The organism is Methylobrevis albus, from assembly GCF_015904235.1.
GTDB lineage: Bacteria > Pseudomonadota > Alphaproteobacteria > Rhizobiales > Pleomorphomonadaceae > Methylobrevis_A > Methylobrevis_A albus.
The window spans coordinates 233,750-250,544 of the sequence record NZ_JADZLT010000050.1 but is presented as its reverse complement, the minus strand read 5'-3'; the positions used below and the strand labels follow the sequence as shown (position 1 = coordinate 250,544).

15 protein-coding genes are annotated in these 16,795 nt (G+C 71.2%); 3 read left to right on the top strand and 12 right to left on the bottom strand.

Annotated features, from left to right (window positions below; genetic code table 11):
- Positions 1–6: 6 nt before the first annotated feature.
- Together I5731_RS10895 and I5731_RS10890 are read right to left on the bottom strand one after the other, a co-directional pair.
- A complete protein-coding gene (locus I5731_RS10895; protein ID WP_197311415.1) occupies positions 7–354 on the bottom strand; it encodes an ArsC family reductase in 348 nt (115 codons plus the stop codon).
- A gap of 174 nt (positions 355–528) precedes the next feature.
- Positions 529–714: a hypothetical protein gene (locus tag I5731_RS10890; RefSeq protein ID WP_197311414.1), complete on the bottom strand. Its 186-nt coding sequence runs from the start codon at positions 712–714 to the stop codon at positions 529–531.
- 248 nt (positions 715–962) lie between these two features.
- Here I5731_RS10890 and I5731_RS10885 point away from each other — a divergent pair, with 248 nt between their 5' ends.
- Positions 963–1,214 carry a DUF1127 domain-containing protein gene (locus I5731_RS10885; protein WP_197311413.1) on the top strand — a complete coding sequence of 84 codons (252 nt, stop codon included), beginning with the start codon at positions 963–965 and terminating at the stop codon, positions 1,212–1,214.
- A 31-nt stretch (positions 1,215–1,245) separates the two neighbouring features.
- Here the strand turns inward: I5731_RS10885 and yjfF are convergent, their stop codons facing one another.
- The 4 genes from yjfF to ytfQ form a co-directional block, all read right to left on the bottom strand.
- Positions 1,246–2,226, bottom strand: a complete 981-nt coding sequence (gene yjfF / locus I5731_RS10880; protein ID WP_197311412.1) for a galactofuranose ABC transporter, permease protein YjfF — start codon at positions 2,224–2,226, stop codon at positions 1,246–1,248.
- Between the two features lie 12 nt (positions 2,227–2,238).
- The gene (locus I5731_RS10875; protein ID WP_197311411.1) at positions 2,239–3,231 is read right to left on the bottom strand and encodes an ABC transporter permease; all 993 of its coding nucleotides are present in this window, start codon (positions 3,229–3,231) and stop codon (positions 2,239–2,241) included.
- A complete protein-coding gene (gene ytfR, locus I5731_RS10870; protein ID WP_197311410.1) occupies positions 3,228–4,829 on the bottom strand; it encodes a galactofuranose ABC transporter, ATP-binding protein YtfR in 1,602 nt (533 codons plus the stop codon). The genes I5731_RS10875 and ytfR overlap by 4 nt, the downstream gene beginning before the upstream one ends.
- A gap of 215 nt (positions 4,830–5,044) precedes the next feature.
- On the bottom strand, positions 5,045–6,010 hold the full coding sequence (ytfQ, locus tag I5731_RS10865; protein WP_197311409.1) for a galactofuranose ABC transporter, galactofuranose-binding protein YtfQ: 966 nt from the start codon (positions 6,008–6,010) through the stop codon (positions 5,045–5,047).
- A gap of 384 nt (positions 6,011–6,394) precedes the next feature.
- Between ytfQ and I5731_RS10860 the strand changes: the two genes are divergently transcribed.
- Complete coding sequence (locus tag I5731_RS10860; RefSeq protein ID WP_197311408.1) at positions 6,395–6,787, top strand: CidA/LrgA family protein; 393 nt, start codon at positions 6,395–6,397, stop codon at positions 6,785–6,787.
- Positions 6,780–7,487, top strand: a complete 708-nt coding sequence (locus I5731_RS10855) for an LrgB family protein (RefSeq protein WP_197311407.1) — start codon at positions 6,780–6,782, stop codon at positions 7,485–7,487. Before I5731_RS10860 ends, I5731_RS10855 begins: the two co-directional genes overlap by 8 nt.
- 22 nt (positions 7,488–7,509) lie before the next feature.
- Here I5731_RS10855 and I5731_RS10850 read toward each other — a convergent pair whose 3' ends face one another.
- The 6 genes from I5731_RS10850 to I5731_RS10825 all read right to left on the bottom strand — a co-directional run bounded on the left by I5731_RS10850 (position 7,510) and on the right by I5731_RS10825 (position 16,704).
- Complete coding sequence (locus I5731_RS10850; RefSeq protein ID WP_197311406.1) at positions 7,510–7,797, bottom strand: hypothetical protein; 288 nt, start codon at positions 7,795–7,797, stop codon at positions 7,510–7,512.
- A gap of 72 nt (positions 7,798–7,869) precedes the next feature.
- A complete protein-coding gene (cydC, locus tag I5731_RS10845; RefSeq protein ID WP_197311405.1) occupies positions 7,870–9,576 on the bottom strand; it encodes a thiol reductant ABC exporter subunit CydC in 1,707 nt (568 codons plus the stop codon).
- Positions 9,573–11,294, bottom strand: a complete 1,722-nt coding sequence (gene cydD / locus I5731_RS10840) for a thiol reductant ABC exporter subunit CydD (RefSeq protein ID WP_197311404.1) — start codon at positions 11,292–11,294, stop codon at positions 9,573–9,575. Before cydD ends, cydC begins: the two co-directional genes overlap by 4 nt.
- Before the next feature lie 128 nt (positions 11,295–11,422).
- Complete coding sequence (locus I5731_RS10835; protein WP_197311403.1) at positions 11,423–14,596, bottom strand: efflux RND transporter permease subunit; 3,174 nt, start codon at positions 14,594–14,596, stop codon at positions 11,423–11,425.
- Positions 14,597–14,610: 14 nt separating this feature from the next.
- A complete protein-coding gene (locus I5731_RS10830; protein WP_197311402.1) occupies positions 14,611–15,792 on the bottom strand; it encodes an efflux RND transporter periplasmic adaptor subunit in 1,182 nt (393 codons plus the stop codon).
- 183 nt (positions 15,793–15,975) lie between these two features.
- Positions 15,976–16,704, bottom strand: a complete 729-nt coding sequence (locus tag I5731_RS10825) for a sulfite exporter TauE/SafE family protein (protein ID WP_235981748.1) — start codon at positions 16,702–16,704, stop codon at positions 15,976–15,978.
- Positions 16,705–16,795 lie beyond the last annotated feature (91 nt).

The following is a 16,795-nucleotide window of genomic DNA, read 5'->3' as shown; positions in this document are numbered from 1 at the left end:
CGATCGTCAGCCGAACAGCTCGGCGTAGCGCTCCGGCTTGAAGCCGACTTCGAGGCGCCCATCCACGTCGAGCACCGGCCGCTTGATCAGCGACGGCTGCGCCAGCATGAGTGCAATGGCCTTCGCCTGACCGATGCCAGCCTTGTCGGCCTCGCCGAGCTTGCGGAAGGTGGTGCCGGCCCGGTTGAGCAGCGTCTCCCACCCGACCACCGCGCTCCACGAAGCCAGCCGCTCGGCGTCGATGCCCGCGCGTTTATAGTCGTGGAAATCGTGCGCGATGCCGTGCGCGGCGAGCCAGGCCCGCGCCTTCTTCATCGTGTCGCAGTTGGGAATGCCGTAGATCGTGACGGCCATCTCGCTCTCGTCCCCGCTTCACGCCGGCGCCGCGTGGGCGCGGCGGGCAACATCCGGCTCATGCGGTGAGTCGGCGGGCGAGGGCAACCATCGGCGCGCGGGGGGGCGCGGCCGGAAGAAGTCACGCCGCCGCCGCGCGGGGCGCGGCAGCGGCGCAAAGGCGCGTGAAACGGATCAGCGCGCGGTCGAGACGGAACCGGTCTCGAGCGTCGCGACGTCGACGGGCAGCGGCGCCGGGGCGGGCTGCTGCGTGGCGGTCGACGCCATCGTCATTTTTCCCATGCACTCCGCCGAGGCGAAGCCGGCGGACAGTCCGAGCGCGAACAGCGCAACGGTGGCGGTCGTGGCAAATTTCGTCATCGATCGTCTCCGGTCAGTCGGTCGGGCCCTGTCCTCACCGGCCAAACACGCCGGTCCGTCGGGGCCGTTTCGAGCACTCCCCCAGACCGTAACGATAGGCGGAACCGGCGCCGCCGCGCCAATCAGCAAGCCGTGATCGTGCCATCGGCATTGAAACGGCTGAAACAGTTTTCCGCCGGGCGGGAAATCGGCGCGAAACCGCCGCCGACTAGACGATCCGGTGTTTCAGAAGACCAGAGGTATTTCAGATGACCGGCATTTTCGACGCGTTCCTCGCGGAATTCGACCGCCGCAGCCGCAGCCGCCGCACGGGTATCCGGCTGGCGGCGCTCACCGACGCGCAACTCGAGGAGGTCGGCCTCACCCGTACCGACGTCGCCGGGCTGATCGAGGGCCGCCGCGCCATCGACGACGGCCGCCGCGGCGGCATCGGCGAGGCGGCCGGTGCCGGGCTCTTGCGGCTCGCCGCCCTCGGCCGCGGCTACCCGCAGACGCGCTGAGGGCGCGGCTGCCTGGCTCTCGACGGGACCGTCAGGCCGCCGCCATCCGTGCGGCGGCCCGGCGCCGCGCCGCGACGTGGACGAGGCCGCGCTGCAAGAGGATGAAGGCGAACAGCAGACCGCCGATGACGATCTTCGTCCACCAGCTCGACAGCGTGCCGTCGAAGATGATGTAGGTCTGGATCAGGCCCTGGATCAGCACGCCGACGAAGGTGCCGGCGATGGTGCCGACGCCCCCCGTCAGCAGCGTGCCGCCGATCACCACCGCGGCGATGGTGTCGAGCTCGACGCCCGTCGCCGCCAGCGAATAGCCGGCCGAGGTGTAGAGCGCGAACACGATGCCGGCGACACCGGCAAGACCGCTCGACAGCGCATAGATCGCCACCGTGGTCCGCGCCACCGGCACGCCCATCAGCTCCGCCGACTGCCGGTTGCCGCCCATGCCGTAGACATAGGTGCCGAAGCGCGTGAAATGCGCGACGAGAATGCCGGCGAGGAACACCACCAGCATGATCATCGCGACCAGCGTCAGCCGTCCGCCGCCGGGCAGGCGGTAGTTGAGGCTGGTGATGAAATCCCAGGTCGGATGGTCGATCGGGATCGAATCCGTCGTCAGCAGGAAGCAGGCGCCGCGGGCGAAGAACATGCCGGCGAGGGTGACGATGAACGGCGGCGTCTCGAGATAGTGGATCATCGCCCCCATCACCGCGCCGAACAGCGTGGTGATGATGAGCACCAGCACGAAGGCGGTGATCGGGTCGATCCCGGCGCGGATCACCACGGCGAGGAACACGCCGGTGAAGGCGATCACCGAGCCGACCGAGAGATCGATGCCGCCCGAGATGATCACGAAGGTCATGCCGACCGCGGCGACGCCGAGATAGGCGTTGTCGGTGAGCAGGTTCGCGACCACCCGCAGCGACAGCATCGCCGGAAACTGCATCGCGCAGAGCGCATAGGCGACGATGAAGACGACGAGCGTGGCGATGAGCGGCAGGTTGCGGGCGGTCATCTCGGACGCTCCTCAGCGGCGGCGGAAGAAGGTGGTGAGGCGGCCGGCGACCGGCGACTGCACCACGAGGATCACGACGATGACCACCGCCTTGACGATGAGGTTGAGTTCCGGCGGATAGCCCGACAATAGGATGCCGGTGTTCATCGCCTGGATCACCATCGCGCCGACCAGCGACAACAGGATCGAGAAGCGCCCGCCGAACAGCGAGGTACCGCCGACGACGACGGCGAGGATGGCGTCGAGCTCCAGCCAGAGGCCGGCGTTGTTGGCATCCGCGCCGCGAATGTCGGAGGCGGCGATGATGCCGGCGACGGCGGCGCAGAGCCCCGACACCACATAGGCGGTGATCAGCACGCTGCGGCTGTCGACGCCGGCATAGGTCGAGGCGGTGCGGTTGACGCCGATGCTCTCGACCAAGAGGCCGAGCGCGGTGAGCCGCACCAGCGCCGCGGCCGCGACGCCGAGCACCACGGCGATCACCACCGGCATCGGCAGGCCGAGGAACGATGAGCCGGCGATGGCGATCAGCCCCTGGTGCGTGAAGGTGACGATCTGCCCCTCGGTGATGAGCTGCGCGATGCCGCGCCCCGTCACCATCAGGATCAGCGTCGCGATGATCGGCTGGATGTCGAGCACCGCGACGAGCAGGCCGTTCCACAGCCCGCAGACGAGGCCGACGGCGAGCGCCGCGATCAGGATCACCGGCAGCGAGTAGCCGTCGGAGGCCATCGTGGCGGCAACCGCGCCGCAGATCGCCATGATCGCGCCGACCGAGAGGTCGACGCCCTTGGTGGCGATCACCAGCGTCATGCCGATGGCTAGGATCGCCACCGGCGCGCCGCGGTTGAGCACGTCGATCAGGCTGCCGAACAGGCGGCCGTCCTGCATGCGCAGGTCGAAGAACTCGGGAAACACCAGCCAGTTGGCGAAGAGGATCACGGCGAGCGTCGCGAGTTGCGGCGCGCCGGTGCCCGACAGGCGGAACGAACGGGCAAAACTCATGCTGGCACTCCGGCGGCCGTGGCCGGCCCTTCGGCGGCGATCGCCCCGACGATGCGGTCGACGGTGACGTCGGCGCCCTCGATCATGCCGACATGCGCGCGGTCGCGCAGCACCAGCACGCGGTCGGAATAGGCGACGATCTCGTCGATTTCAGACGAGATGACGAGGAGGGCGAGGCCCTCGTCGCACAGGCGCTCGATCAGGCGGATGATCTCGGCGTGGGCGCCGACGTCGATGCCGCGCGTCGGCTCGTCGAGGATCAGGAAGCGCGGCTCGGTCGCCAGCCACCGCGCGAGCAGCGCCTTCTGCTGGTTGCCGCCCGACAGCAGCCGGATCGGCTTCTCGGCGTCGGGCGTGCGGATGTCGAGCGCCTTGATGAAGCGGTCGGCGAGCGCTTTGCTCTCGCCGCGCGACAAGGGATTCAGCCAGCCGCGCCGGGCCTGCAGCGCCAGCATGATGTTCTCGCGCACGCTGAGGTCGCCGACGATGCCCTCGGTCTTGCGGTCCTCGGGACAGAACGCGAAGCCCGCGGCGACCGCGGCGCGCGGGCTGGCGAGGCGCAGCGGCGCGCCGTCGGCCGTGGCGCTGCCGGCGTCGGCTTCCTTGATGCCGAACAAGAGCTTCGCCGTCTCGGTGCGCCCCGACCCGAGCAGCCCGGCGACGCCGGTGACTTCGCTGGGGCGGATCTCGAGGTCGAACGGGTTGACGTAGGCGTGGCGGCCGAAGCCCTCGAAGGCGAGGAACGCCTCGCCCTTCGGCCCTTCGCCGCGGCGGCGGTGCAGCTGCGCCGCCTCCAGCTCGCGCCCGAGCATCATGGTGACGAGCTCGAGCCGGCCGAGCTCGGCGATGCGCCGCTCGCCGACGAGGCGGCCGTTGCGCAGCACGGTGGCGCGGTCGCAGAGCGCGAAGACCTGGTCGAGGAAATGGGTGACGAAGACGACGCCGATGCCGCGCGCCGTCAGCCGGCGCACGATGCCGAACAGCGTCTGCACTTCGCCGGCGTCGAGGCTCGCCGTCGGCTCGTCGAGCACCAGCACCTTGCCGGAAAGGTCGACGGCGCGCGCGATGGCGACGATCTGCTGCACGGCGACGGAATAGTCGCCAAGGTTGGCGGTGACGTCGATGGAAAGGCCGTAGCCGGCAAGCAGCTCCCGCGCCATCGCGGCGGTGCGGCGCGCCGAGCGGAGGCCGAAGCGGGTCGGCTCGCGGCCGAGGTAGAGGTTGTCGGCGACCGAGAGGTTCGGCAGGAGGTTGACCTCCTGGTAGACCGTGCCGATGCCGAGGCGCTGCGCGTCGGCGGTATCGGCCGCATCGATCGGCACGCCACCGAGGCGGATCTCGCCGCCGTCGCGGGCGTGGACGCCGGTCAGCACCTTGATCAGGGTGGATTTCCCGGCGCCGTTTTCGCCGAGCAGCGCGTGGACCTCGCCGGCATGGAGGCGGAAGTCGACGCCATCGAGCGCGCGAACGCCCGGAAAACTCTTGGAAAGACCCCGGATCTCGAGGAGCGGGGCGTCATCGGCGCCAGACCGGTGGTCGCCGGGACCGGCAGGGGCGCCGGAAGTCGCGGCATGCGCCGTCGATCGATCGTCCGTCATCGTCAGATCCTGGGCAACGTCAGATCCTGGGCGAGGGCCCCCGCGCGGTCAAGGCGACACCTCGCCGGACCGAGGGCCGACGGCCGCCGCACCGGGGAGAGACGGCGGGCGGCCATCGGCGGGGGCAGCACCGGCTTGACGCCGGCACCGGGTCTCGCGCCGCATCACGGCCGGTCCGCGCCAAGGGCACGAACCGGCCGCGTTCGGGTCTTTGCTCAGTAGCCGAGGTCCTTGCGGGCCTCGTACTCGGCCTGCGCGGTATCGGGCAGGTAGAGCTTGCTCTCGGTCTGGATCCACTTCGGCGGCACGGTGCCGTCGGCCTTGAACGCCGCGACGGCGTCGAAGGCGGGGCCGGCCATGTTCGGCGTCAGCTCGACGGTGGCGTTCGCCTCGCCGTCGGCCATCGCCTTGAAGATGTCCGGCACGGCGTCGATCGAGACCATCAGGATGTCGGTCCCCGGCTTCAGGCCGGCTTCCTTGATCGCCTGGATGGCGCCGATCTGCATGTCGTCGTTGTGGGCGTAGACGGCGCAGATGTTCTTGCCGCCGCCTTCGGCCTTGATGAAGCTCTCCATGACTTCCTTGCCCTTGGTGCGGGTAAAGTCGCCGGTCTGGGAGCGGATCAGCTTGATGTTCGAGTGGCTGGCGATCGCCTCGTCGAAGCCCTTCTTGCGGTTGATCGCCGGCGACGAGCCGACGGTGCCCTGCAGTTCGACGACGTTGCAATCCTTGCCGGCGACTTCCTTGGCGAGCCATTCACCGGCGACGGCGCCCTCGTGCACCGTGTCCGAGGTCACGGCGGTCAGGTAGAGGCTGTCGTCCTTGGTGTCGATGGTGCGGTCGAGCAGCACGACCGGGATCTCGGCGTCCTTGGCTTCCCCGAGCACGTCGTCCCAGCCGGTGGCGACCACCGGAGCGACGAAGATCGCGTCGACGCCCTGGGCGATGAACGAGCGGATCGCCTTGATCTGGTTTTCCTGCTTCTGCTGGGCGTCGGCGATCTTGAGATCGATGCCGCGCTTCTCCGCTTCGATCTTCGAAACGGACGTCTCGGCAGCGCGCCAGCCCGATTCGGAACCGATCTGTGAGAAGCCGATGGTCATATCCGCCGCGGCGGCAGCGCCGGCGAACGAGAGGGCGCACGAAAACACGGCTCCGAGCAGGAGCTTCCTGGTCGACATCGATAATCCTCCCCTTGCATTTCTGCGCGTCTGCGGCTGCGGTTTTGACCGGACATGCCGCACGTATCGGTGGTCGTCTCTCCCGGCGAACTCACCTCGTCACGCCCGTCGTCCTCCACGACGTTCAGGCGATGCAGACAGCAGTAGGCGTTGAATCCATGCGCGTCTAATGCAGAATCGGATTTTTGGTATGGCAAATTGGATATGCCACTCCGGGCAATCCGCAGAACCGCCGGGATCCTGAGCCGGATCACGCGGCGCAACCGGTTGTGGCAGCGCGCAAACTGCCGGGTCGCGAAACTTGCGTGCACTGCAAAATCGTGCCAGCCAATGTGCTTCCGATTGTCGCAGGCCGCCTTCCCTCAGCTCCCACCAGAACCGCCCATGATCCGCGGATTGACCATCCTGCTCGGCTTCCAGCTCCTCGGGGAGGTGCTCGCCCGCGGCCTCGGCCTCGCCGTGCCCGGCCCGGTGCTGGGCCTGCTCGGCCTTGCCGCCGCGCTGATGCTCGCCGCCCGCCAGGGCGTGTTCGGCCTTGCCGGCGTCGAGGCGACCGACGTCGGCAAGGCGGCGGTGACGCTGCTCGGCGTGCTCGGCGTGCTGTTCGTCCCCGCCGGCGTCGGCATCATGCAGCAGTACGGCCTGCTGCTGGAGCACGGCGTCGCGCTGCTCGCCGTGCTGGTGCTCTCCACGGTGGTGACGCTGGTCGCGACGGTCTGGACATTCGTCGGCGTCAAGCGGCTGCTCGCGCGCCGCAGCGGGGGCCGGGATGGCTGAACGCTTCGATCTCTGGGTCTATCTCTCCGCGTCGCCGCTGCTCTGGCTGACGCTGACGCTGGCGGTGTGGCTGCTGGTCGATGCCATCGTGCAGGCGGTCGGGCGAAATCCGCTGGCGAACCCGGTGCTGATCAGCATCCTGCTCGTCGCCGCCCTGCTGGTGGCGACCGGCACGCCCTACGCCACCTATTTCGCCGGGGCGCAGTTCATCCACTTCCTGCTCGGCCCGGCGACGGTCGCGCTCGCGGTGCCGCTGGTGCGGCACTGGCCGATCGTGCGGGAGAACCTGTTGCCGATGCTGGCCGCGCTGGGCGTCGGATCGGTGGTCGCCGTCGGTTCGGCGGTGGGGCTCGCCGTGCTGTTCGGCTTGCCGGAGGGCGTCGTCACCGCGATCGCGCCGAAATCCGTCACCGCCGGCGTCGCGATGGCGATCACGTCGAGCTTCGGCGGCGACCCGGCCCTCACCGCCGTGCTGGTGATCTCGACCGGGGTCATCGGCGCCGTCATCGTGACGCCGCTGATGAACGCGATGGGCATCCGCGACTACACCGCCCGCGGCTTTGCGGTCGGCCTCGCCTCGCACGGCATCGGCACGGCGCGCGCCTTCACGGTCGATCCCGTCGCCGGCCTCTTCGCCGGAATCGCGATGGGGCTGAACGCGGTGGTGACCGCGCTGATCGTACCGCTGCTGCTGCGCTGAGGTCGTCGGGTCGGGGAGGGCGTCAGCCGGGGTTGAGCCGGCGACGGTTGGCGCGCACCTTGCGGCGGTAGAGCTTGACGACGCGGGCGGGCGCGAGATGCCCCTGGCCGAGCATCAGGCTGGTCGCGACTTCCATCTGCGCCTCGACGAAGGCGGCCGTCTTTTCCGACACCATGCGCCGGTTTTCCCGGTCGGATCCTGCGCCGGTGGCCATCGCGAACAGCCGGAGGCCGATCACGCTGTTCGCTTCGACCGCGAGGGCGGCCGAACTGGCGGCGAGCCGTGAGAACGGGTTGAACAGATCGAACATGCACTGGAACCTTCATTGGGCCGGCGGCGGGCAGGGCGCCCTCGATGAGAGGATCGCAAGCGTCGGCGCAGGTCAACGTCGCCCGGCGCCGGCAAGTTCCCTGCCGCCCGGGCGAACGCCGGCGACCCGGCCGTCCGTGCCGAGCGTCCAGATTTCATCGGCGATCGCCGCGTCTTCCGGCCGGTGCGTGACGATCAGGGCGGTGGCAGACCCGATCGCCGCGTCGAGGCCGGCGAGCACCGCCGCGGCCGCCACCGCGTCGAGCCCCTCGGTCGGCTCGTCGACCAGCCACAGCGCGGGCCGCGCGAGAATCAGCCGCGCCAGCGCCAGCCTGCGACGTTCGCCGCCGGACAGTCCGCTGCCGCCGTCGCCGAGCCCGGTTGCAAGGCCCGCCGGCAGGCGCTCCAGCACCGGCGCGAAGCCGGCGGTGCGGCAGGCGGCGAGGAGGTCGTCGTCGGCTGCCTCCGGGGCGGCGAGGCGCAGATTGTCGGCGATGGTGCCGCGGAACAGCCGCGTCGACTGGGTGAGCAGCCCGATCGCGGCGCCCGATTCGCTGCGGCCGGGCGCGGCGATGCCGGCGCCGCCGAGGCTGACCCGGCCGGCATCCGGCCGCGCGAGGCCGGCGGCGAGGGCGAGCAGCGTGGACTTGCCGACGCCGCTCGGACCGACGAGGGCGATCCGCCGGCCGGCCGGAACTACGCCGCTGAAGTTCTCCAGAATTGCCGGCCGGTCGTCCGCCCAGCGGAAATCCACGTTTTCGAAATGCAGCGACGCTGCCGCGGTGCCGGCCGCAGGCGCTGGGGTGACCGTGCCGGCGGCCCGTTCGCCCACCTCGACCAGCGGCGCCAGCCGCCGCGCCGCGACCGCGGTGCGCCCGAGGTCGAGCGCGCCCGCGCGCAAGGGGCCGACCAGCTCGATCGCGGCGAAGGCGCCGATCACCACGGCGACGAACAGCGGCCCGGAGATCGCCCCGGCCGCAAGCAGCCCGGCGCCGACGAGGGCCGCTGCGGCGATCGCCCCCTGGCCGCCGAGCAGCCCCGCGGCGCGGATCACGGCCTCGCGCCGGGCGAGGCGGCGCTCGGCGACGGCGGCGCGCGTCGCGGCATCGCCGACCGCGGCGACCTTCTCGCCGAGCCGCCCGGCGAGGGCGAGGTCCGTGCGGCCGCGGTCGAGGTCGGCGAGGCGCAGCCGCACCGCATCGAGCGCCGCGAGTTTCCGCCGCGCATCGCGCGTCGCGCGCAGGCCGAGCACCACGGGCACCAGCAGCCCGCCGAGGAGCGCCGGCACGAACACGGCGAGCGCCAGCGGCACCGAGACGGCGCCGAGCAGCACCAGCCCGGCGGCGCCGGCGACCAGCGTCGCGACGGCCGGCGCCGCGAGGCGGATCGTCAGGCCGTCGAGTGCATCGACGTCGCCCGACAGCCGCCCGAGCATCCGCCCGCCGGGCTGCGCCGGCCCGGGGCTTGCGGCGAGGCCGCGGAACACCGCAACGCGCAGCGCGGCGAGCACGCGCAGCGTCGCGTCATGGCTGGCGAGCCGCTCGGCATAGCGCGCCACGGTCCGTCCGACGGCGAAGAAGCGGATGCCGGCGCTCGGCCGGAAGGTGTCGAACACGATCAGCCCGAGGCCGGCGAGCGCCGAGCCGGCGATCAGCCAGCCCGACACCGCGAACAGCCCGGCGCCGGCGGCGAGCGTCGCGACCAGCAGCAAGGTGCCGAGCGCCAGCCGGCCGGCGGCGCGGCGCAGGAAGAAGCGCAGGATGACGAGGATCGCCCTCATGCCGGCTCCTCCAGCGCGCTGCGGGCGGCGAGCGGCGGCTCGCCCGGCGCGCCGATCTCGACGACGCGGTCGGCGAGGGCGGCGAGCGTCCGGTCGTGCGTCGCGATGATCACCGTGCGGCCGCGGGCGAGCCGCAGCAGCCCCTCGCGCACCAGCGCCGCCGTCTCGGCGTCGAGGTGGGCGGTCGGCTCGTCGGCGAGCAACAGGTCGGCATCGCCAAGCGCGGCGCGGGCGAGCGCGATCCGCCGCGCCTCGCCGCCCGAGAGGCCGCTGCCGTCGGCGCCGATCCGGGTGGCGAGGCCGTTCGGCAAGCGGCCGACGAAGCCGCAGGCGGCGAGCGCCAGCGCGTCGTCGATCGCGGCAGCCGCGACGTCAGGTGCGGCCGCAAAGCGGAGGTTGGCGGCGAGGCTGCCCTGGAACAGCGCGCTGTCCTGGCCGACCCACGCCATGCGCCGCCGCAGCCGCTGGGCGATGTCGGCGGTCATCGCCTCGCCGTCGATGCGGATCTCGCCGCCGGCGGCCGGGGCGAGGCCGGCGATGGCGGCGAGGAGCGTCGATTTTCCGGTGCCGCTCGGGCCGAGCACGGCGATGCATTCGCCGGCGGCGACGTCGAGATCGAACGACGCCAGCATCTCCGCGCGGTCGGTGGCGCCGCGCACGGCAAGCGCCGTCACCGTCACGGCCGGCGGTGCAGCGCGGGCGGGTCGGCCAGCCGTCCCCTCGACACTGCCGAGGATCGAAAGGCGCGGCGCGTCGACGAGGTCCGCCACCCGCGCCCGTGCGGCGTCGGCCGACGCCTTGTCGTGGTAGGCGGCGGCGAAGTCGCGCAGCGGCTGGAAGTATTCCGGGGCGAGCAGCAGCACGAACAGGCCCGAGGTCGCGGTGAGCGGCCAGAGGGTGGTGCCGAAGTCGATCCAGCCGATCAGCGAGAAGCCGACCCAGACCGCGATCAGGCCGACGCCGATCGCGGCGAAGATCTCCAGCACCGCGGAGGAGAGAAAGGCGAGGGCGAGCACCGACATCGTGCGCGAGCGGATCCGCTCGCCGGCGTCGGCGATCGCCCGGGCGCTCGCCTCCACCGCGCCGAACAGGCGCAGCGTCTCCAGCCCGCTCAGCCGGTCGAGCAGCACGCCCGTGAGCCCGCCGATCTCGCCGAGCTGCCGCTCGCTGCGCTCGCGCGCCGCGGCGCCGATCAGCGACATGAACACCGGGATGATGGGACCTGCGAGCAACAGCAGCAGCCCGGCCGCCCAGGAGATGGTGAAGGTGACGGCGAGGATCGCCAGCGGCACCACCATCATGCGGGTCCGCGCCGGGGCGTAGCGCACGATATAGGGCTCGATCGCCTCGATCTGGTCGGCGGCGAGATTGGCGATCTCGCCGGCGGGCGGGCGCAGGCTGTCGGCCGGCGACCAGCGCGCCACCGTGGCGGCGATCCGGCGGCGCAAGGCGACCTTGGCGTCGATCGCGGTGCCGGTCGCGGCGAGATGCGCGGCGGCGTCGAGCCCGGCGCGCAGCAGCGCGAGGGCGAGGAAGCCCGCGACCGGCCACAGCATGGCGGCGACCGGATCCGTCGTTTCGGCATCCAGCGCCCGGCCGAGCGCCACGGCGAGCAGGAAGGCCTGGGGGATCCAGACCAGCGCCGCGGCGACCGAGAGCAAGGTCGCCAGGCGGGAGGCGCGGGTCGCGGGGTCAGCTGGGGGTACGGCGGCCGGCATGCGCCCTCGATAGACCAGACCGCGGCGGCAAGGAAGCCGCCGGGCCACGATGCGGCGATCGGCCCCGCCGATCGCGCGCACCGCGATGATCCGCCCGGCGAAATAGCCGGACGGATGCCCTCCGGGGATTACTCCGCTGGTGCGGTGCGGGCGTCTTCCGCGTCGCGCTCGTCGCGGCGACGCTCCTGCAGCAGGGTGGCGGCCGCGAGCTCCGACGTCAGCCGCTGCTCGGCGGCAACGCGCGGCTTGGTCAGGGGGGCGAGCAGCAGGAACACCACGGGCGTCAGGAACAGCGTGAACACCGTGGCGATGCCGAGCCCGCCGACCAGCACCCAGCCGAGCGCGACGCGCGCCTCGGCGCCGGCGCCGAAGGCGAGCACCAGCGGCACCGCGCCGACGATGGTGGCGATCATCGTCATCATCACCGGACGCAGGCGCACCTGGCAGGCTTCGACGATCGCCTCGCGGATGCCGCGGCCCTCGTCGCGCAGCTGGTTGGCGAACTCGACGATCAGGATGCCGTTCTTCGCCATGATGCCGACCAGCATGACGAGGCCGATCTGGCTGTAGAGGTTCAGCGATCCGCCGGTGAGCACCAGCGCGAACACCGCCGCGGCGAGCCCGAACGGCACCGTCGAGATGATGATCAGCGCGCTGATGAAGCTCTCGAACTGCGCGGCGAGCACCAGGAGGATCACGACAATCGCAAAGCCGAAGGTGAGCAGCAGCCCGCCGGAGGTCTCCTCCAGCGTCGCCGCCTCACCGAGCGGGATGATGCGGTAGCCGTCGGGCAGCGTTTCGGCCGCGAGTTCGCGGGCAACCGCCAGCGCCTCGCCGAGCGCGACCCCGTTGCCGAGCTCACTCGTCACCGGCACCGCGCGCGACTGCTCCTCGCGCTGCAGCGACGGCGCCACCGCCTCCTCGCGCAGGCTGACCACCGCCGACATCGGCACCATGCGGCCGTCGCTGGTGCGCACGAACAGGTTTTCCAGGTCGCGCGGGTCGTTCACCGGGTTGGACGCGGCCAGCAGCTTGATCGGCACCGCCTCGCCGCCCACCGACACCTCGGCGATCTCGCGGCCGTCGAGCACGGATTGCAGCGCAATCTGGAGATCGGAGAAGGGGACGCCGAGGTCCTGGGCCCGCTCGCGGTCGATCTCGATCGAGAGCTGCGGCTGCGTCGGCTCGTAGTCGAGGCGCACGCCGCGGAACTCCGGCCGCGCCTCCATCTTCTCGATCATCTCCTCGGCGAGCGGCACCAGAGTCTCGTAGTCCGGCCCGAGCACGGCAAAGCGCAGGCCCTGGCCGCCGCCGCGGATGCCGAGGCTGTTCGACTGGCGAGCAAAAGCACGCACGCCGGGGATGTTGGCAACCTGACGGCTGATCTCGCCGGCGATCTCCGCCTGCGAGCGCTCACGCTCGCTCCAGTCCGCGAGTGTCACCACGACGAAGCCGCTGTTGGCGTTGCCGCGGCCGGCGATCGAGAACACCGCCCGCGCCTCGCCGCTCTCGCGGTAGGGCGCGAGAATGCCGTTGATCGTATCCATCTGCCGCGCGGTGTAGTCGATCGAGACGCCCTGCGGCGCGTTCACCGACATCAGCACCACGCCGCGATCTTCGGCCGGCGTCAGCTCCTGCGGCAGGTTGACGAAGGCGAGGTAGGCGGCAAAGCCGAACAGGCCGCAGACGGCGAGCACGACGAGCGGCGCCGCGAGACAGGCGGCCAGGATCGTCCGATAGAGCCGTGCCAGCACCGCGCCGATGCTGTCGAGCACCCGGCCGACGACATTGCGCTTCTCGTGCCCGTCGATGAGGTCGGGCAGCAGATAGGCGGCCAGCATCGGTGCCAGCGTCAGCGCGGTGATCGAGGAGATCGCGACCGAAATCGCCAGCACGAAGCCGAACTCGCGGAAGAGGCCGCCGGCCGTACCGGGCAGGAACGAGATCGGCACGAACACGGCGGCGAGCGTCGCGGTGGTCGCCAGCACCGCGAAGAACACCTCCTGGGTGCCGATCACTGCGGCGGCGCGGGTCTTCAGGCCCAGCGCGCGCTGGCGGACGATGTTCTCGAGCACGACGATGGCGTCGTCGACGACGATTCCGGTCGCGAGCACCAGCGCCAGCAGCGTGATGATGTTGATCGAGAAGCCGGCGAGATACATCGCGGCGAGGGTGCCGATCAGCGACACCGGGATCGTCACCGCCGGGATCAGCGTCGCGCGGATGTCGGCGAGGAAGAGATAGATCACCACGATGACGATCAGGCCGCCGAGGCCGAGCGCGATCTCCACCTCGTGCAGCGCGCCGTTGATGAAGGTCGCCTCGTCGCTGGTGACGCGGATGTCGACGCCCTCGGGCAGCGTCGGCCGCAGTTCCTCCACCGCCGCCCGCACCGCCTGCGAGATCTCGATCGTGTTCGACTGCGCGGCGCGGATGATGCCGACGCCGACGCCGGTCTGGCCGTTGACGCGGAGTTGCGAGGTCCGGAGGTCCGGCCCGCGCGACACGGTGGCGATGTCGCGCACCCGCGTCGTGCCGTCGACGATCAGGTTTTCCATGCTCTCGGCGGTGACGACGCGGGCGTCGGCGCGGACGACGAGATTCTGCGAGGCGTTCTGCAGCGAGCCGACGGGGGCGTCGAAGGTGACGCTCGACATCGCCGAGACGAGGTCGGCGAGCGTCAGGCCGCGCGCGGCGAGCGCGCTCTGGTCGACGTCGATGCGGAAGATCGCCTCGCGGTCGCCGAACACCTGGACGTCGGCGACGCCCTCGACCGCGGCGAGCCGGTCGGTGATGCGCCCGTCGACCAGCGTTGTCAGGTCCTCGATCGACATGTCGTTGCCGATCACCGAGACGCGCATGATCGGTTCGCTGTCGGCGTCCGACTTCACTACCTGCGGGTCGTCGGCGTCGTCGGGCAGGCTGTTGCGCACCCGGCTCACGGCGTCGCGCAGGTCGTTGGCGGCGACGTTGAGGTCGATGTTGTCGTTGAACTCGACGGTGACGCGCGAGCGGCCGGACTGCGACTGCGACGAGATCGAGGAGACGCCGGCGACGCGCGAGACCGCGCTCTCGATCGTCTCGGTGATCTCGGAATCGATCGTCTCCGGGGCGGCGCCGTCGTAGTTCGTCGTGACGGTGACGACCGGGCGGTCGACGTCGGGGAGTTCGCGGACCTCGATGCCGTTGAAGGCGGCGAGGCCGGCGACGATGACGAGGGCATTCACCACCAGGGCGAACACCGGCCGGCGCACGAAGAGGGCGGTGAAGGCGGCGGCGCCGCTGACCTTGGGTTCGCTCATGGTGTGCGCCCCCGTCAGCTGCGGGGAACGGCGGGGGCGGCGGCGTCGGGCGCGGCAGGCGCTCCGCCGGCCGCGACCTCGACGCCCGGCCGCAGCCGCTGCACGCCCTCCTGCACCACGACGTCGCCGGCCGCGATCGGCCCCTCGATGAGCGCCGTGTCCGGGGTCCGCTCGACGATCCTTACGCCGACGCGCTCCACCTTGTTGTCGCTGACGCGCCAGACGTAGGAGCCCTCGCGGTCCCACTGCACGGCGAGTGCCGGCACGGCCGGATAGGCATCGCCCGGGAAGCGCAGCGAGACGAGGAACGACATGCCCGGGCGCAGCTGGTCGGCGGTGTTCTCGATCTCGGCCTCGAGCACGAGGGTCCGGCTGTCGGCCTCGATGCGGCTGCCGACGGCGGTCAGCGCGCCGGAGAACGTCTCGCCCGGCCGCGACGGCGTGGTGGCGGTCGCCTCCTGGCCGAGCGCCACCAGCGCGGCGTATTTCTCGGGGATCCGGAACTGCACCTTGAGGCGCGAGCGGTCGTCGAGCGTGGTGATCTCGGTCGAGGCGTTGATCATGTCGCCGACCTCGATGCCGGAGAGGCCGACGACGCCGCGGAACGGCGCCTTGATCTCGCGGTAGCTGAGCGCGAGCTGCGCCTCGCGGAGCGCGAGCTCGGCGGCGGCGAGCTCCGAGCGGGCGACATCGCGCTCCACGGTCGACAGCGAGCGCGATTCGGCGAGACGGTCGTAGCGCTCGACCTTGGCCCGCGCGTCGGCGAGGGTGACGTCGGCGCGTTCGCGGGCGATCACCTCGGCATCGTCGTCGAGCGCGACGAGCAGCGCACCGGCCTCAACCGTCTCGCCGGCGCGGAAGGTGACGTCGGTCACCATGCCGGTGACGCGGGAGAACAGCCGCACGGTGCGCAGCGCCTCGGCGGTGCCGATCGCCGAGACGCGGTCGTTGGTGACGGAATCGACCGCTGCGGCGGTCACGACCGGGATCGGGCCCGCCGGTCCGCCGCGTCCGCCCGCCCCGGGACGACCGCCGGCCGGGGCGTCGCCCTCCGACGCTGCGACCAGCGCGACCACGGCGGCCGGTACGCCGATGCCGCGGGCGACGCCGGCAGCGGCCGGATCGAACCGGATCCACGCCACGGCGGCGACGACCAGGACGACGAGGACGAGGCAGGCTTGTTTCCAGACGGCCATGAACAGCGTTCTCCGACGGCGGTGCACAATACGCACGGGGATGAACGGCAATATCGGCCAAAACGGTCGTTTGGACAGGCTCAAAAGTGTAGCCGAGTGTATCACAGCTTCGCGAGCGATGCTGCGCCGCGGCATGGTGTCGCCATGCCGCAGAAGTGATCTGCGCCGGCAGCCTGGCACCGCTCAGCCGCGGATGCCGTCGAAGATCAGCTTCAGCGAGATCAGGAACAGCGCGCCCTGGACGAACCGGTAGAACAGGTCCTGCGGGATGCGGTTGACGAGGCTGCGTCCGGCATAGGTGCCGAGGATGGCGGCCGGCACCAGCAGCCAGAAGAACTGCAGGTTCTGCGGCGACATCTGCCCGAGCGCCCAATAGGGCACCAGTTTCGCCAGATTGATCACGGCGAACAGGATCGTCGAGGTGCCGGCGAAGACGAGCTTCGGCAGCTTCTGCGGCAGCATGAACATCTGGTAGGGCGGCGCGCCGGCGTGCGAGACGAAGCTGGTGAAGCCCGTCAGCGTGCCCCAGAACAGCCCGCGCGGCACGTCGGCCGGCTTCGGCGGGATGGTGCGCTTCCGCTTGCGCCACAGATCGATACAAAAAGCGAGCGCGACGAAGCCGATCAGCAGCGTCACCGCCCGGTCGGAGATCACCGTGGCGGTGGCCCAGCCGACCCCGACCCCGGCGATGCCGGCCGGAATCAGGATCATGAGGTTGCGGCGCGAGAAGTCGCGCCGGTAGAGCCAGAGGCCGACGACGTCCGAGATGATGTAGATCGGCAGCAGCACCGCGGCGGCGCGCACCGGCGACATGGCGAGCGCGAGGATCGGCACGCTCAGCATGCCGACGATCGGCAGCCCGCCCTTCGACATCCCCACCGCCAGCGCCGCGACGATGGCCGCGACGCCCATGAACCAGTCAACCTCGGGCACGGCACGCTCCGGCGCGCGGTCCGCCGGGGCCGACGATCGGCCGCGGCTTCGCAACAGCATGCCTATAGTC

Bases quoted from the DNA above. Each gene is read 5' to 3' on its own strand.
- yjfF (WP_197311412.1), bottom strand. From the start codon at position 2,226: ATGACCGCCCGCAACCTGCCGCTCATCGCCACGCTCGTCGTCTTCATC.
- I5731_RS10825 (WP_235981748.1), bottom strand. From the start codon at position 16,704: ATGGGCGTCGCGGCCATCGTCGCGGCGCTGGCGGTGGGGATGTCGAAG.
- ytfQ (WP_197311409.1), bottom strand. From the start codon at position 6,010: ATGTCGACCAGGAAGCTCCTGCTCGGAGCCGTGTTTTCGTGCGCCCTC.
- I5731_RS10850 (WP_197311406.1), bottom strand. From the start codon at position 7,797: ATGTTCGATCTGTTCAACCCGTTCTCACGGCTCGCCGCCAGTTCGGCC.
- I5731_RS10855 (WP_197311407.1), top strand. From the start codon at position 6,780: ATGGCTGAACGCTTCGATCTCTGGGTCTATCTCTCCGCGTCGCCGCTG.
- I5731_RS10835 (WP_197311403.1), bottom strand. From the start codon at position 14,596: ATGAGCGAACCCAAGGTCAGCGGCGCCGCCGCCTTCACCGCCCTCTTC.
- I5731_RS10875 (WP_197311411.1), bottom strand. From the start codon at position 3,231: ATGAGTTTTGCCCGTTCGTTCCGCCTGTCGGGCACCGGCGCGCCGCAA.
- ytfR (WP_197311410.1), bottom strand. From the start codon at position 4,829: ATGACGGACGATCGATCGACGGCGCATGCCGCGACTTCCGGCGCCCCT.
- I5731_RS10885 (WP_197311413.1), top strand. From the start codon at position 963: ATGACCGGCATTTTCGACGCGTTCCTCGCGGAATTCGACCGCCGCAGC.
- I5731_RS10860 (WP_197311408.1), top strand. From the start codon at position 6,395: ATGATCCGCGGATTGACCATCCTGCTCGGCTTCCAGCTCCTCGGGGAG.
- cydD (WP_197311404.1), bottom strand. From the start codon at position 11,294: ATGCCGGCCGCCGTACCCCCAGCTGACCCCGCGACCCGCGCCTCCCGC.
- cydC (WP_197311405.1), bottom strand. From the start codon at position 9,576: ATGAGGGCGATCCTCGTCATCCTGCGCTTCTTCCTGCGCCGCGCCGCC.
- I5731_RS10895 (WP_197311415.1), bottom strand. From the start codon at position 354: ATGGCCGTCACGATCTACGGCATTCCCAACTGCGACACGATGAAGAAG.
- I5731_RS10890 (WP_197311414.1), bottom strand. From the start codon at position 714: ATGACGAAATTTGCCACGACCGCCACCGTTGCGCTGTTCGCGCTCGGA.
- I5731_RS10830 (WP_197311402.1), bottom strand. From the start codon at position 15,792: ATGGCCGTCTGGAAACAAGCCTGCCTCGTCCTCGTCGTCCTGGTCGTC.